Genomic DNA, 15,651 nt, shown 5'->3' with positions numbered 1-15,651 from the left:
TTGTTCAGATCGTGCAAGAACAGTACGAGGCAGCACTGACAATCGCTCTGACCAGCGGAAACAACAAAAGCCGGACACCTTCCGGTGTCCGGCCCTCGCTCAGTTCCTAGATTTCGCCGCGCAGTTTCGCGAGTGCCTCGGCGAGGATCGCCTCGCCGTCCGCGTCGCTGCGCCGCTCCCGTACGTACGCGAGATGCGTCTTGTACGGTTCGATGCGCGGCGGCGCTGGTGGGTTGTCCCGGTCCTGTCCGGCCGGGAATCCGCAGCGCGGGCAGTCCCAGTTGTCCGGAACCTGCGCGTCGCTTGCGAAGCTCGGCTGTGTCTCGTGCCCGTTGGAGCACCAGAAGGAGATGCGCAGGCGGGGCGCGGACTCGCCGCGCTCTGCCTCACCCATCGGCCCCGCTCCGACCCGGCTTCCCCGGATCGCGTTGCCACTTGCCACGGTCGTAACTCCCTGCGTGATGGTGCTGCGAAGCTTCGTCGAGCGGCTTCGCGGCGGGCGCCCAGTCTCGATAAGGCCCAACGCGCGTCCAGTGACGGGAGTTACACCCCGACGCCGGGACACCTGCCCATGATAGGCCGCGTCCCGCGCGTCGTACCGTCAGTCGTATCAGGTCAGCCCTTGAGCTTCATCAACAGCGCAAGCACGACAATCAGCCCGAACCAGACCAGACCGACCACGACCGTGATCCGGTCGAGGTTGCGCTCGGCGACCGAGGAACCTCCGACGGACGACTGCATGCCGCCGCCGAACATGTCGGAGAGGCCGCCGCCCTTCCCCTTGTGCATCAGAACCAGCAGCATCAGCAGCAGGCTGAATACGATCAGGGCGATCGAGAACCCCATAACCACGGCTGGACCACTTTCCTCGGATCTAGACAAACGACGGGGCCGGTGGCTGGCCACCGGCCCCGTCAGAGTACGACGGATCGGCCCGAGGGCCTACTCACTGCCGGTACTACTGGTCGCGGAAACGCACGATCTTGACGAACTCGTCGGCATCCAGCGCCGCGCCGCCGATCAGGGCGCCGTCCACGTCCGGCTTCGCCATGATCGCGGCGACGTTGCCTGACTTGACCGAACCGCCGTACTGGATGCGGACCTTGTCGGCCAGTTCCTGCGAGTACAGCTCGGCGAGACGGCCGCGGATCGCACCACAGACCTCCTGCGCGTCCTCGGGGGTGGCGACCTCGCCGGTGCCGATGGCCCACACCGGCTCGTACGCGATGACGATGGACTCGGCCTGCTCGGCCGGGACGTCCTTGAGGCCGCCGTCGACCTGGGCGAGGGTGTACTCGACCTGATTGCCGGCCTTGCGGATGTCCAGGCCCTCGCCGACGCACATGATCGGGGTCAGGCCGTGCTTGTACGCGGCCTTCACCTTGGCGTTGACGATCTCGTCGGTCTCGTTGTGGTACTGGCGGCGCTCGGAGTGGCCGATCGCGACATACGCACACTTGAACTTGGCGAGCATGGCGCCGGAGATCTCACCGGTGTACGCGCCGGAGTCGTGCGCCGAGATGTCCTGGGCGCCGAACTTGATCTTCAGCTTGTCGCCGTCGATCAGGGTCTGCACCGAGCGCAGGTCGGTGAAGGGCGGCAGGACCGCGACCTCGACCGCGTCGAAGTCCTTGTCGGCCAGCGCGAAGGCGAGCTTCTGTACGTGGGTGATGGCCTCAAGGTGGTTGAGGTTCATCTTCCAGTTGCCCGCCATCAGCGGGGTGCGGGTGGTGCTCATTCTTGGATCAGTCCTCCAGTGCGGCAAGGCCGGGCAGGGTCTTGCCTTCCAGGTATTCGAGGCTTGCGCCGCCGCCGGTCGAGATGTGGCCGAACGCGTTCTCGTCGAAGCCCAGGATGCGGACCGCGGCGGCCGAGTCGCCACCGCCGACGACCGTGAAGGCGTCGCTGTCCAGCAGGCCCTGCGCGACGGCTGCGGTGCCGCCCGCGTAGTCGGGATGCTCGAAGACGCCCATCGGGCCGTTCCAGAAGACGGTGGCGGCGTCGGCCAGCTTGGCAGCGTACAGCTCACGGGTCCTCGGGCCGATGTCCAGGCCCTCCTGGTCGGCCGGGATGGCGTCCGCGGCGACCGTGGTGGGATGGGCCGGGGCCTTCGTCTTCAGGTCCGGGAACTCCCCCGAGACCAGGACGTCGACCGGCAGGACGAACTCGACGCCCTTCTTCTTCGCGCGCTCCAGGTACTCCAGGACGACCGGGATCTGGTCCTCCTGCAGCAGCGAGATGCCGACCTCGTGGCCCTGGGCCTTGAGGAAGGTGTACGCCATGCCGCCGCCGACCAGGATGCGGTCGGCCTTCTCCAGGAGGTGATCGATCACGCCGAGCTTGTCGGAGACCTTGGCGCCGCCGAGGACGACGGCGTACGGGCGCGAGACGTCGTCCGTGAGCTTCTTCAGGACGCCGACCTCGGTGGCGATGAGGTCGCCTGCGGCATGCGGCAGACGGGCCGGGAGGTCGAAGACCGAGGCGTGCTTGCGGTGCACGGCGCCGAAGCCGTCGCCCACGTACAGGTCGGCCAGCGACGCGAGTTCGTCCGCGAAGGCGCCGCGCTCGGCGTCGTCCTTGGCGGTCTCACCGGCGTTGAAGCGCAGGTTCTCGATCACCGCGACCTGGCCGTCGGCCAGTGCCTCGACGGTGGCGCGGGCGGACTCGCCGACCGTGTCGGTCGCGAACGCCACGTCCGTGCCGAGCAGTTCACCGAGCCGGGCGGCGGCAGGTCCCAGCGAGAAGGCCGGGTCCGGGGCGCCCTTGGGGCGGCCCAGGTGCGAGGCGACGATCACGCGCGCGCCCGCGGCGGCGAGCTTGGCGATCGTCGGCTGGACGGCGCGGATGCGGCCGTCGTCGGTGATGGTCGTGCCGTCGAGCGGCACGTTGAGGTCGGCGCGGACGAAAACCCGCTTGCCGGCGACCCCGTCGGCGATGAGTTCGTCGATCGTCTTCATGAAGTACGGCTCCTCAGGAGGGCTGGACAGGCCACAGGGCTCGCACAGCGCCGCGTTGCGCTGCCCGAGCCCTGTAGCTCACATCTTCATGCTCTCAGTACTGCTGATCAGAACGCGATCAGAGCTGGCCACCGACGAAGACGGTCAGGTCGACCAGACGGTTCGAGTAGCCCCACTCGTTGTCGTACCAGCCGAGGATCTTCACCGTCTTGCCGTCCTGAACCATGGTCAGGGAGGAGTCGAAGGTGCAGGACGACGGGTCGCCCACGATGTCGGAGGACACGATCGGGTCCTCGGTGTACGTGAGGAAGCCCTTGAGGTCGCCGTCGTCGGACGCCTTCTTGAACGCGGCGTTGACCTCGTCCTTGGTGACCTCGCGGCCGAGCTCGACGACCAGGTCGGTGGCCGAACCGGTCGGGACCGGCACGCGCATGGCGATGCCGTCGAGCTTGCCCTTGAGCTGCGGGAGGACCAGGGCGGTGGCCTTGGCGGCACCCGTCGTGGTCGGGATGATGTTCTCGGCGGCGGCGCGGGCACGGCGCAGGTCCGAGTGCGGGAAGTCCAGGATGCGCTGGTCGTTGGTGTAGGCGTGGACCGTCGTCATCAGGCCCTTGACCAGGCCGAAGTTCTCGTCCAGAACCTTGGCCATCGGCGCCACGCAGTTGGTGGTGCAGGAGGCGTTGGAGATGACGTGGTGGTTGGCCGCGTCGTACTTGTCCTGGTTGACGCCCATCACGATGGTGATGTCCTCGTCCTTGGCCGGAGCCGAGATGAGGACCTTCTTCGCGCCGCCGGCGATGTGCTTCTCGGCGTCGGCCTTCTTGGTGAAGATGCCGGTGGACTCGATCACGATGTCGACGCCCAGCGTGCCCCACGGGATGTCGGCGGGGTTGCGCTCGGACAGCACCTTGATGGTGTGACCGTCGACAGTGATGGTGTCCTCGGTGTGCGACACCTCGGCCTTGAGGCGGCCCAGGATGGTGTCGTACTTCAGAAGGTGCGCGGTGGTCGCGGTGTCACCCAGGTCGTTGACAGCAACAATCTCAATGTCCGCACCCTGTTCCAGGAGCGCCCTGAAGTAATTGCGCCCGATGCGGCCGAAGCCGTTGATTCCTACGCGGATCGTCACGAACCGATCTCCTCGTTGGTACGCCGGGGTTTCGACGCCTCGGCGAGCTTGAATGGGATGTCCCCGACCGAGTCCGACCCTACCTCTCCGTAGACCGGGCCGCCGCATCGACCGGGCCCCCGACAGGGCCGGACGTGAGTCCGGCGGCCCGTACTCCCCAGTAATGAAGCGGGGAGTACGGACCGCCGGGACTTTAGCCCTGACTACTCTCGGTGATTGTCGGGTCCAGGCCTTGACATCGGCCCCGGCTTCCGGAATCAGCCCTTGATGCTCTTCAGTGCCTTCTCCAGGAGCACCGCGCGCTGCTTGGCGTCCGGTACGTGCTCCAGGCCGAAGCCGAGGAGTGCGGTGTCACGCGTGGTGACGCCCGCGTACGTCTGGAACAGCTCGCCGGTGCGGGCCCACGGCCCGACGACCGCCGGGCTGCCGGCCGGTGCCGGTGTGGCCGCCCAGGCGCCGAGGGAGGTCTCGAAGCCCTCGACGGCCTGGTCGGCGCCGCCGACGCTGACCCGGGCGTTGTCGGCGAAGACGCCGCGCTCCAGGCTGCCCGGGTCGGTGACGTAGGCGAGGGACAGGTCGACCTTCTTGCCCGCGTAGGCGCTCAGGTCGAAGGAGACCTGCTTCCAGCCGCTGGAGCTGCCGGTGAAGCTGTTCCAGGCGCCGCTGGAGCCGGTCGCGGTGCAGCCGGCCGCCCCCTGCGTGAGGTAGTGCGTCAGGAACGGGTGGGCCCTGATGAAGAACCCGGCCGAGCACTCGGCGGGTACCGCGTTCGAGGTCAGGCCGCCCGCCTCGGGCAGGGTCGTCCAGTCCTCGGCACCCGTGGTGTGCGCCTCCAGGAGGGCGTGGTCGTAGCCGCCCTCGGTGTCCCAGTTGAGCGCCATCTTCAGCGCGGGCTTGTCGGCGGCACTGACACCGGTGAGGTCCACGGTGCGGGTGAGGCGCTTCCAGTTGCTGTCGTTGCTCTGCGCCGAGGCCATGCCCTGGCCCTCGTACGGGGCGTAGGGGTTGTTGATCCCGGTGTAGCGGCCCGCTTGGGCGCTCTTGAACTGCGGGAACTGTGCGGCCGGGAGCGTGTCCGAGGTGACCTGGTAGGAGCCCGCGGTGTCCAGCGGGTTGCCCGGGGCGCCGGTCAGCGGGGTGGTGACCCCGGCGAGCCCGCCGGCGCCGGCCAGCCCGGTGGCGCCGGGAGAGTCCACACGGCCGTACGCACCGAGGTAGTACTGGCTGAAGTCGTTGGTGTTGGCCGGGCCGAGCCTGGCCGAACCGCCGGCCTTCTCGCCCGCCTCGACCAGCTTGCCGCCCTCGTTGAGGTACGAGCGGAGCTGGAGCTGGGTCGGGCCGCCGGGCACCGAGGCGCCGGTGTAGTGCACGACCGAGTCGAAGTGGCTCAGCACGCCGAGCGCGTGCGGGGCGCCCTGGGTGGCGACGTCCCAGACGGTGGCCGAACGGCCGTTGGCCTTCAGCGCGTCGACGTACTTCTGGACCTGCGTCGCGGGTGCGCCCTCCTCGGCGACCACCAGGTGCGCGGCCTTGGGGCGCTCGGCGAGCGTGTAGGTGAAGTGCTCGCTGGAGGTGGGCTTTCCGGCCTTGGTGACGCCGGTGAACCAGACCTCGACCTTGTCGCCCGGCTTGCCGTCCTGGACCTTGGCGCGGTAGTCGTCGAAGTAGGTGTTGTCCTCGTCGCCGTAGACCTCACCGCCGTCCCAGGCCTTCAGGGCCTGGTCGTGCGTGGGCCCGCCGTTGACGCGGTACTTGAGCTCCTTGTCGCGCACCGACTTGCGGGCCGTGACGTTGACTTCCTGGTCCTTGTCACGGGCGTACGAGGAGGTGAACGCGTCCAGGGTGAAGTCCGGGGCGTCGATGCCGACGGAGGACTTCGGCTGGTCGGGGGTCAGGCTCGTCTCCGCGACGGAGAGCGCGAACGGGACGTTCTTGGCGAACTCCTGCTGGATCAGCTTCTCGTCGTCGGGGAAGTTGAAGCCGGAGAGGCAGTCCTCGGGCTTCCAGCGGTCGTTCGGGTCGATCCTGGAGGCGGTCTCGCAGGTGGTCATCTCCGGCGTGAACATCTTGATGCCGTTGACGTTGCCCGCGTGGCCGTCGGCCTCGCCGTTGGTGGTGTACAGCTCCGAGGAGACCTGCGGGTGGTAGCCGGGGACCGCCGGGTTCGCCGGGGTGCCCGCGAGGGCCTTGAGGGCCACGTCGTCGGGGGTGTTGGTGGCGACCTGCCAGCCGACGCCGTAGAGGATCAGCTCGGACGCCGAGTGGTAGTTGATGGCGTACTTGAAGCCGATGCGCTTCTGGAACGCGTCGAGCGCCTTGGTCTCGGGCTCGGAGCTGGGGCTCGGGCCGCGGAAGGTCTCGCTGGCCGGGTCGGGGGACGAACCCTCGTTGTCGTAACCCCACTTGTAGGCGAAGTTGCGGTTGAGGTCGATGCCGTCGCCGGACTCGATGGTGCCGTTGCCGTTGGTGTCGCGGAGGTTCTTGCGCCACAGCCGGACGTCGTCCGCGGTGCTGCTGTGCGTGTAGTCGTAACCGTCCGGGTTGGCGGAGAGCAGGAACCAGATCTCGCTGCTGTCGACCAGCTTGGTGATCTGCTTGTTCTTGCCGTAGTTGTCGAGGTAGTGGTGCATCAGCCGCCGGTTCATCTCCGGGGTGATCCACTCACGTGCGTGCTGGTTGGACATGTAGAGCGTCGAGGGCTTGGCGCCGTCGCCGGTCTGCTTGGCGTTCTTGGTGAGCTTGAGCGCCAGGATGTCCTTGCCCTGCACGGTCTTGCCTATGCTGACGAGCTTGGTGAGCTCCGGGTACTTCTGCGCGGTGGCCAGCAGCTCCTCCTGGAGACCGCCCTTTCCGCTGTACGGGCGGAACACGCCGTCCCCCGGAACCTCGGCCCGCGCCTTGAGGGCGGCGGCCTTCCGCTCGCTGATGTCGACGCCCTGGCCGCGGAGTTCGGCGGCCTGCTTCGCGGTGAGGATCAGTTCGACGGTGGCGGTGCCCTTGTCCGGGACGCGCTCGCTCAGCTCGTGGGCGTCGGTGCCGGCCCTGAGCAGCAGCGGCACCTGCGCCTGGGTGACCTTGGCGTTCCACACCGAGATGCTGTCGCCGCCCCCTGTGGCGTTCCCGGCGGGCTGCGCCTGGGCCACGGGTACCGCGGCGACTCCGGCTATCAGCAGTGAAGAAGCGGCGAGGATCGATCTCGCTCTGCGTCTCATGTGCCCCCCTTGCTGTTGTCTGTCACGTGAGTGAACAGACGTCAGAATCATGACCATTCATGGCCACGTCAAGAGCACATCAGGAACACAAAAAGCTGTCCCTGGCACCCAGTTGGGCACCAGGGACAGCGCGTTGATCCGGAGTCAGAAGTTCCGCAGAACGGGGGGCGGCAGGACGGGGGGCGTGCGGATCAGAGGCTTTGGGCCATGCCGCTGGCCATTCCGCCCGCGAGGCCGCCCGCCATTCCGCCCGCCATTCCGTTGGCGAGGCCCTTGGCCATCTCCTCTTCGATCTCCTCGGACATGTCCTCGGTCAGATTGCACTCCGTACCGGGAATGCCCAGGTCCTGGGCCCGCTTGTCCGCCATCGCGAGGAGGCGGCGGATCCGGCCCGCGACCGCGTCCTTGGTGAGCGGCGGGTCGGCGAGCGCGCCCAGCTCCTCAAGAGACGCCTGCTTGTGCTCCATCCGCAGCCGGCCTGCCGCGGCGAGGTGCTCGGGCACCTCCTCGCCGAGGATCTCCAGCGCGCGCTGTACGCGGGCCCCGGCGGCAACCGCGGCACGCGCGGAGCGGCGCAGGTTGGCGTCGTCGAAGTTGGCGAGCCGGTTGGCGGTGGCGCGGACCTCGCGGCGCATCCGCCGCTCCTCCCAGGCCAGTACGGACTCGTGCGCGCCGAGCCGGGTCAGCAGGGCGCCGATGGCGTCGCCGTCCCGTACGACCACCCGGTCCACGCCGCGCACCTCGCGCGCCTTGGCGCCGATGGAGAGCCGGCGGGCCGCGCCGACCAGGGCGAGCGCCGCCTCGGGACCGGGGCAGGTGACCTCCAGCGAGGAGGACCTGCCGGGTTCGGTGAGCGAGCCGTGCGCGAGGAAGGCCCCGCGCCAGGCCGCCTCGGCGTCACAGGTGGCCCCCGAGACCACCTGGGGGGGAAGTCCCCGGATGGGACGGCCGCGGCCGTCCACGAGCCCGGTCTGGCGGGCCAGCTGGTCGCCGCCCGCCACGACCCGTACGAGATAGCGCGAGCCCCTGCGGAGACCGCTGGGGGCCATCACCACGAGCTCCGAGCTGTGTCCGAAGATCTCCAGGATGTCCTTCTTGAGCCTGCGTGCCGCATAGCTGGTGTCCAGCTCCGCCTCGATCACGATGCGGCCGCTGACCAGGTGCAGCCCGCCCGCGAACCGCAGGATCGCCGAGACCTCTGCCTTTCTGCAGCAGGTCCGGGTGACGGGGAGCCGGGAGATTTCGTCCTTCACCGCTGCCGTCATCGCCATGGGCCGATCCTTCCATGCATCCGAAAAATACGGTCGTACGCGGCTGCCAGGAGCTCCGGGTCGTGCTTGGGGGCTCCGTCGGGCCGGGCCACCGGGGCCAGCTCGACCGTCGCACCGAACCGTTTTGCGGCATCGGCGAGTGAGGGAAGGTCGGGCACGGCGGCCTGGTCGGCCAGCACCACGTCGAAGGCGAGTTTAGGGGCGTGTCGGGCCAAAACCTCCAAATGACGTTGCGGTGAAAAGCCCTCGGTTTCGCCCGGCTGGGGCGCCAGATTGAGGGACAGGATCCGCCTCGCCTTGGTCTCCACCAGGGCATCGAGCAGTTCCGGCACCAACAGGTGGGGGATCACCGAGGAGAACCAGGAACCGGGCCCAAGAACCACCCAGTCGGCGTCAAGAACCGCCGCCACCGCCTCCGGAACCGCGGGCGGATCGTGCGGTACGAGGTGCACCGACTGGACCTCGCCGGGGGTCAGCGCGACCGTCGCCTGCCCCCGTACGGTGTCCACGGCGTCCGGGCGCGCCGGGTCGTGGCCGCGTACGAGCGCCTGGAGCTCCAGCGGGACCGCCGACATGGGCAGCACCCGGCCGTGCGCCCCGAGGAGCTTGCCGACCAGGTCCAGGGCCTGGACGTGGTCGCCGAGCTGCTCCCAGAGGGCGACGATCAGCAGATTGCCGACCGCGTGCTCGTGCAGGTCGCCCTTGGACTGGAAGCGGTGCTGGATGACGCGGGACCAGGTCTGGCCCCAGTCGTCGTCGCCGCACAGGGCGGCGAGGGCCTTGCGCAGGTCACCGGGCGGCAGGACGCCCAGCTCCTCCCGGAGCCGGCCGCTGGATCCTCCGTCGTCGGCGACGGTGACGACCGCGGTGAGGTCGCCGGTGATGCGCCGCAGTGCGGTGAGCGAGGCGGACAGGCCCATGCCGCCGCCGAGGGCGACGACCTTGGGCGTGGCGCCGCGCCTGCCGCCGCGTGCGGCGCGAGGGGCCGGCTCGCCGCCGGGCGCGGGGGTGACCCGGCGCAGGCGGCGGAGCCGGACGATGCGGTTGGTCACTCGCGCCCCATGTCCCGGTGTACGACGACGGTCTCGACGCCCTCGGTGGACAGGCGGGCGGCCAGCTTCTCCGACACGGCGACGGAGCGGTGCTTGCCGCCGGTGCAGCCCACGGCGATGGTGACGTAGCGCTTGCCCTCGCGGCGGTAGCCGGTGGCGATCAGCTGGAGCAGCTCGGTGTAGCGGTCGAGGAACTCCTTGGCGCCGGGCTGGTTGAAGACGTAGCCCGAGACCTCCTCGTTGAGGCCGGTGAAGGGGCGCAGCTCCGGGACCCAGTGCGGGTTGGGCAGGAAGCGGCAGTCGACGACGAGGTCGGCGTCGACCGGCAGTCCGTACTTGTAACCGAACGACATGACGGTGGCGCGCAGCTCCGGCTCCTCGTCGCCGGCGAACTGGGCGTCCATCTTGGCGCGCAGTTCGTGGACGTTGAGGCTGGAGGTGTCGATCACCAGGTCGGCGTCGCCGCGCAGCTCGCGCAGCAGGTCCCGCTCGGCGGCGATGCCGTCGGTGATCCGGCCGTCGCCCTGGAGGGGGTGCGGGCGGCGGACCGACTCGAAGCGGCGGACCAGGGCGTCGTCGGAGGACTCCAGGAAGACGATGCGCCGGGTGACACCCTTGGCGTCGAGGTCGGCGAGGGACTCGCGGAGGTTGTCGAAGAAGCGGCGGCCGCGGACGTCGACAACGACGGCGATGCGGGCCACGTTGCCCTGGGAGCGGGCGCCGAGCTCCACCATGGTGGGGATCAGCGCGGGCGGCAGGTTGTCGACGACGAACCAGCCGAGGTCCTCCAGGCACTTCGCGGCGGTGCTGCGGCCTGCCCCGGACATGCCGGAGATGATGACCAGCTCGGGGATGGGCGCTTCGGCCGCCTCGGGGTCCTCCCGCGTGGTGCCCGTACTCACGTGTGCTCCGTCTCGCTCTCGGTCGTCGGTGGTGTCCAGGGCCTGCTCAGCGGCCTGGTCGTGGCCCGCTTCAGGTTCTGGGTTCTGCTGGGTGCTCTGGTCGGTCATGCGTCGTTCCCCCGTTCTGCGACGGGGTCACCGCGGGTGCGGTGTCCCCCTCGTCCTCAATGATCTCTCCTGTCGCCGTGTTCACGGCGGGTGCGGCCGGGGCCGCTGCTGCGAGGGCCGCGAGGACGGTCTCGGCCGTCTTGCGGCCTATCCCCGGAACCTCGCAGATCTGGTCAATTGTGGCGGACCGGAGCTTCTTCACCGAACCGAAGTGTTTGAGCAGGGCCAGCCTGCGGGTCTCGCCCAGGCCGGCGACCTCGTCGAGGGGCCCGGCACGGAACCGCTTGGCCCGTTTGCTGCGCTGGTAGGTGATGGCGAAGCGGTGGGCCTCGTCACGTACCCGCTGGAGGAGGTAGAGGCCCTCGCTGCTGCGGGGCAGCACCACCGGATCGTCGTCGTCGGGCAGCCAGACCTCTTCGAGGCGCTTGGCGAGGCCGCAGACGGCGACGTCGTCGATGCCGAGCTCGTCGAGGGCCCGCTTGGCCGCGGCGACCTGCGGCTGCCCGCCGTCGACCACCACGAGCTGGGGCGGGTACGCGAAGCGCTTGGGCCTGCCGTCGTCGTCCGCCTCGGCCTCGGGGACCTCGCCCCCGACCCACTCCCCCGTCTTCTCCTTGGCCGCCAAATAGCGCTTGAAGCGGCGGCCGATCACCTCGTGCATGGACCGTACGTCGTCCTGCCCCTCGAAGCCCTTGATCTCGAAGCGCCGGTACTCGCTCTTGCGGGCCAGGCCGTCCTCGAAGACGACCATGGACGCCACGACGTCGTCACCCTGAAGGTGCGAGATGTCGAAGCACTCGATGCGCAGCGGGGCGCCGTCCAGACCGAGGGCCTCGGCGATCTCCTCCAGGGCGCGGGAGCGGGTGGTCAGGTCGGAGGCGCGCTTGGTCTTGTGCAGGACGAGGGCCTGCTGGGCGTTGCGCTGAACCGTCGCCATGAGGTCCTTCTTGTCGCCGCGCTGCGGGATGCGCAGCGAGACGATCGACCCGCGCTTGTCGGTCAGCCACTGGTTGACCGCGGCGGTGTCGTCGGGGAGCGCAGGGACGAGGACCTCCTTGGGGACGGCGTCGCCCTTCTCCTCGCCGTACAGCTGCTGGAGGGCGTGCTCGACGAGGCCCCGCGTATCGACGTTCTCTACCTTGTCCGTGACCCAGCCGCGCTGGCCGCGCACGCGTCCGCCGCGGACGTGGAAGATCTGCACTGCGGCTTCGAGCTCGTCCTCGGCCAGGGCGATGAGGTCGGCGTCGGTGGCGTCGGTGAAGACGATCGCGTTCTTTTCGAGGGCCCTCTTGAGGGCCTCTATGTCGTCGCGGAGGCGGGCGGCCTTCTCGTACTCCATGTCCTCGGCGGCGATCATCATCTGCTGCTCGATGCGCTTGAGGTACGTGCCGGTGCGGCCGGCCATGAAGTCGCAGAAGTCCTCGGCCAGTTCGCGGTGCTCCTCGGGGGTGACGCGGCCGACGCAGGGGGCGGCGCACTTGCCGATGTAGCCGAGCAGGCAGGGGCGGCCGATCTGGGCGGAGCGCTTGAACACCCCGGCGGAGCAGGTGCGTACGGGAAAGACGCGGAGCATCAGGTCGACGGTCTCGCGGATCGCCCAGGCGTGGCCGTACGGACCGAAGTAGCGCACGCCCTTCTTCTTGGGGCCGCGCATCACCTGGACGCGGGGGAACTCCTCGTTCATGGTCACCGCGAGGGACGGATAGCTCTTGTCGTCGCGGTACTTGACGTTGAAGCGGGGGTCGAACTCCTTGATCCAGGAGTACTCCAGCTGCAGCGCCTCGACCTCCGTGGACACCACCGTCCACTCGACGGACGCGGCGGTGGTGACCATCGTGCGCGTCCGGGGGTGGAGATTGGCCAGGTCCTGGAAGTACGAGGACAGGCGCGGGCGCAGGCTCTTGGCCTTCCCGACGTAGATCACCCGGTGGTGCTCGTCGCGGAATTTGTAGACCCCCGGCGAATCGGGGATCTGGCCCGGCCGGGGCCGGTAGCTGGAGGGATCTGCCATGTCGAACAGCCTACTTGCGGGCACCGACAGTCGGGGTGCCCCGGGTGGGGCACCCCGACCTGTTCACCGTGCGCCGCGGTGACGTGCCGTGTGGTGATGTGTGTGCGGCGAGGGCTAGCCGCGCGCCTCCGGGCGACGGCGCAGCCGTACGGCGGTGAGGCCCGCGGCGGCGAGGAGCGCGGCCACCCCTCCGGCTGCCAGCGAAACCGCCTGCGTGCCGTCGTCGGGGGCGGCGGAGGCCACGGCGGAGGTGGGCGCGGCGGCGGGGGCAGCCGCGGGGGCGGGGGCAGCCGCGGGGACGGGGGCGGCCGCGGGGGCGCCGTAACCGCCCGCCTTGCCCTTCTCCGCGTAGGCGCTGCCGGGGAGCTTGTCGCCGTACGCCTTGTGGACGCGGTTCTGGTACGCGGCGAGGGTGGTGCCCCTGGCCCCCACGGCGCGGGTCGCGTCGTCGTCCAGGGGCAGCACGCGCGCGCCGTCGTGGACGTACCAGGCGTCGGTCTGCGGTTCGCGGAAGACGGTGCCGCCGGGGAGTTTGCGGGCGCCGTCCGCGGCGTAGCGGGTCTCGTCGTCGCCGGTGGCGATGTTGACGACCTTCCAGACGGTCTTCCCGGTGGTCGTCCCGGTCGTCGTCCCGGCGCCCTCTTGAGGTGACGGTGCCATCCACAGGGACGCCTTCTGGCCGTCCGAGGAGAGGGCGGTGGCCGCCAGGAAGTCGAGCCGGGAGACCGGGGCACCCTTCTTGCCCGCGACGAACTCGGCGGACAGCGTGTGGACGGGGACCGTCGCCTCCTGCACGCGCGGGGCGGCCGCGCTGCGGGCGACGGCGCCGTCGCGGGCGAAGAAGCGGGACAGGGTGTCGAGGGTGGCGGGGGCGGTCGCCGCCTTGTGGGCGGCGGCCTTCTGGGCGGGAGCGACGGGGTTCTCGTCGGCGCCTGCCTGGCCGGCGAGGCCGAGGACCAGGGTGACGGCGGCTGCTGCGACGGCTGCGGATCTGAAGTGGCCGGTCAAGGCGTGGGAGGTCATGGCGCGCGAGGTCATGCCGTGGGAGGTCATGGCGTCACGCCCCGATCTTGTAGAGCGAGTGGGTCCAGGAGAACTCGTTGTTGTTCACGTACCAGTCGTGCGAGCCCCAGTTGTAGCGGCTGTTGCTCTTCCACGGGTCGCCCCAGTAGACCCAGTTGCTGGCCGTGTCGTAGCCGTAGATGACGTGCATGTGGCCGCCGCCGCTGGACCACTGAATGCGGGTCTCGATCGGGCGGTCGGCGGATATCTCGGTCTGGACCGTCGGGTAGCGGAGCCAGCCGGTCACGTACGAGCCGGGGTTGATGCCCGCCCAGGAGAGGCCGTTCTGGACGTTGCCGAGGGTGGCCTGGTTGTTGGGGCAGACGGTGCTCTGGTTGCGGCCGAAGGCGGCGTTGCAGAACTGGTTCTGGCTGTAGTTCTTGCCGAACCAGGTGGCGATGGTGTTGCCGCTCGCGGCCCAGCACCAGTTGGTCTTCTCCTGGGCCTGCATGGTGATGTTGAGGCGCTTGGCGGCGAGGAGCGGCGCCTGGGCAGCAGCCGGCCGGCTCTGGGCCGCCGGGTCGTCGTGAGCCGGTGCGGCGGTCGCCGTCGCCGTGGGGACAGCGAGCAGCAGCGCTGCGGTGAGGACGGCCGGGGAGAGCCGTCTGAGGTTCTTTCGGGGATGGGTGGTGCTTCGATCGCGCATCGCGGTCCTCCCGAGGCGGGGGGTGGGTGTGGAGGAGCGCGTCCGGACGCTGCTGAGGAGCATCGGGTGTTGTCGAGTGCAGGTCAACACGCTTGAATGCGGGATGACGCGGTGCTGTGAACGCGGTGGCCGGGATGTGAACGGCCCGTTCTCCGCCCACCAGCCCGCTTTACCGAAGGCGGCACGCCTGTGCGCTCTGCCTCCGTGAATGTTCACTGCCACCGTCAGGAGCCGTGATGCGGCAACACCCGACGCCGGAAGCCGACGCCCTCTCGCCGGTGCCCGCCGACCTCTCGCCGGTCTCCGACGCCCTCTCGCCCGTCTCCGCCGACCTGGAACAGTTGCTGCGGACGGGACCGTTCCATCTGGCGCTGCGGGCGGCGCTCGCGGTGCGCGGGCTGCCGCTCCAGCGGGTGCAGCACCATCTGGCGGACCGGGGCGTCAAGGTCGGGGTGACCAGCCTGAGCTACTGGCAACAGGGCGCGCGGCGCCCGCAGCGGGCCGAGTCACTGCGCGCGGTACGGGAGTTGGAAGGCGTACTGAGACTGCCCCCTGAGTCGCTGATCCGGCTGCTGCTGAGGGACGCGGGGAACGAGCCGGAACGGCCGACGGCCCGTGCGTACCGGGCCCTGGTGGAGGCGTCGGGCTCGGTGGAACGGCTGCTGTCCGAGCTGGAGTCCCCGGTCGACGGCGGGCTGCACACCGTCGGCCATCACGAGCGGGTACGCATCGGGCCCGGCCGGGAGCTGGTGGGGCGCGACTCGCAGCACGTGGTGCGGGCGCACCGGGACGGCATCGACCGCTATCTGGCCGTGCACCACGGCGACCCGGGCTGCGACCCGTCCCGGGTGGGGGTGCGGGCCGGGCAGAACTGCCGTACCGGGCGGGTGCGGTGGCACCGGGAGACCGGGCTGATCGTCGCGGAGCTGCTCTTCGACGCGCGGCTGCGGGCCGGGGACACGTACTTCTTCGAGTACGGCTTCGAGGACGGCACCGGCGGGCCGAGCAGTGAGTACGTGCGCGGGTTCAGCTTCGCGGGCGGGCAGTACCTGATGCAGGTGCACTTCGACGAGGCGGCCTTGCCGGTGCGGTGCCGCCGCTTCACCCAGGAGACCGCCGGAGCCCCGAGGACGGCGCGGCAGGACCTCACGCTGAGCGGGCGGCACGGCACGGTGCACTTCGTGCAGCAGGGGGTGCGGCCGGGGATCCTCGGGGTGGACTGGGACTGGGAGTAGCCCAGGCGCTGCGGGAGCCGTGGAGCTCCGGGGAGTCTGGAGCTCCGGGGAGTCTGGAGCTGCGGG

Annotated in this window: 13 protein-coding genes; 1 reads left to right on the top strand and 12 read right to left on the bottom strand. The window is 69.8% G+C overall.

The window, feature by feature from the left end; all coding sequences use genetic code 11:
- Positions 1-106 precede the first annotated feature (106 nt).
- The 12 genes from AB0D18_RS10695 to AB0D18_RS10640 all read right to left on the bottom strand — a co-directional run bounded on the left by AB0D18_RS10695 (position 107) and on the right by AB0D18_RS10640 (position 14,350).
- Positions 107-442, bottom strand: coding sequence for an RNA polymerase-binding protein RbpA (locus AB0D18_RS10695; RefSeq protein ID WP_362415140.1), 336 nt, complete (start codon positions 440-442; stop codon positions 107-109).
- 173 nt (positions 443-615) lie between these two features.
- Positions 616-852, bottom strand: a complete 237-nt coding sequence (gene secG, locus AB0D18_RS10690; RefSeq protein WP_362415138.1) for a preprotein translocase subunit SecG — start codon at positions 850-852, stop codon at positions 616-618.
- Between the two features lie 106 nt (positions 853-958).
- Positions 959-1,738 carry a triose-phosphate isomerase gene (gene tpiA, locus AB0D18_RS10685; RefSeq protein WP_362415136.1) on the bottom strand — a complete coding sequence of 260 codons (780 nt, stop codon included), beginning with the start codon at positions 1,736-1,738 and terminating at the stop codon, positions 959-961.
- 7 nt (positions 1,739-1,745) lie between these two features.
- Complete coding sequence (locus AB0D18_RS10680; RefSeq protein ID WP_362415134.1) at positions 1,746-2,957, bottom strand: phosphoglycerate kinase; 1,212 nt, start codon at positions 2,955-2,957, stop codon at positions 1,746-1,748.
- 118 nt (positions 2,958-3,075) lie between these two features.
- Positions 3,076-4,086, bottom strand: a complete 1,011-nt coding sequence (gene gap, locus AB0D18_RS10675; protein WP_362415132.1) for a type I glyceraldehyde-3-phosphate dehydrogenase — start codon at positions 4,084-4,086, stop codon at positions 3,076-3,078.
- A gap of 257 nt (positions 4,087-4,343) precedes the next feature.
- Positions 4,344-7,298: a M14 family zinc carboxypeptidase gene (locus AB0D18_RS10670; RefSeq protein WP_362415130.1), complete on the bottom strand. Its 2,955-nt coding sequence runs from the start codon at positions 7,296-7,298 to the stop codon at positions 4,344-4,346.
- Positions 7,299-7,489: 191 nt separating this feature from the next.
- Positions 7,490-8,569, bottom strand: coding sequence for a DNA-binding protein WhiA (whiA, locus tag AB0D18_RS10665; protein WP_362415128.1), 1,080 nt, complete (start codon positions 8,567-8,569; stop codon positions 7,490-7,492).
- Positions 8,560-9,621 (bottom strand): uridine diphosphate-N-acetylglucosamine-binding protein YvcK, encoded by a 1,062-nt coding sequence (gene yvcK, locus AB0D18_RS10660; protein ID WP_362415126.1) that lies wholly within the window; start codon positions 9,619-9,621, stop codon positions 8,560-8,562. Before yvcK ends, whiA begins: the two co-directional genes overlap by 10 nt.
- Complete coding sequence (rapZ, locus tag AB0D18_RS10655; protein ID WP_362415124.1) at positions 9,618-10,631, bottom strand: RNase adapter RapZ; 1,014 nt, start codon at positions 10,629-10,631, stop codon at positions 9,618-9,620. The genes yvcK and rapZ overlap by 4 nt, the downstream gene beginning before the upstream one ends.
- Positions 10,594-12,642 (bottom strand): excinuclease ABC subunit UvrC, encoded by a 2,049-nt coding sequence (gene uvrC / locus AB0D18_RS10650; protein ID WP_362415122.1) that lies wholly within the window; start codon positions 12,640-12,642, stop codon positions 10,594-10,596. The genes rapZ and uvrC overlap by 38 nt, the downstream gene beginning before the upstream one ends.
- A gap of 114 nt (positions 12,643-12,756) precedes the next feature.
- Positions 12,757-13,695, bottom strand: coding sequence for a hypothetical protein (locus AB0D18_RS10645; protein WP_362415120.1), 939 nt, complete (start codon positions 13,693-13,695; stop codon positions 12,757-12,759).
- 4 nt (positions 13,696-13,699) lie between these two features.
- Positions 13,700-14,350: a papain-like cysteine protease family protein gene (locus tag AB0D18_RS10640; protein WP_362415118.1), complete on the bottom strand. Its 651-nt coding sequence runs from the start codon at positions 14,348-14,350 to the stop codon at positions 13,700-13,702.
- 236 nt (positions 14,351-14,586) lie between these two features.
- On the opposite strand from AB0D18_RS10640, the gene AB0D18_RS10635 reads away from it, so the two are divergent.
- Positions 14,587-15,585, top strand: a complete 999-nt coding sequence (locus AB0D18_RS10635; RefSeq protein ID WP_362415116.1) for a hypothetical protein — start codon at positions 14,587-14,589, stop codon at positions 15,583-15,585.
- The last annotated feature ends 66 nt before the right edge of the window (positions 15,586-15,651 follow it).

This window comes from Streptomyces sp. NPDC048442 (assembly GCF_040651475.1).
Classification (GTDB): Bacteria; Actinomycetota; Actinomycetes; order Streptomycetales; family Streptomycetaceae; genus Streptomyces.
The sequence above is the reverse complement of the archived record's forward strand: the minus strand, read 5'-3'. Positions and strand labels throughout refer to the sequence as shown.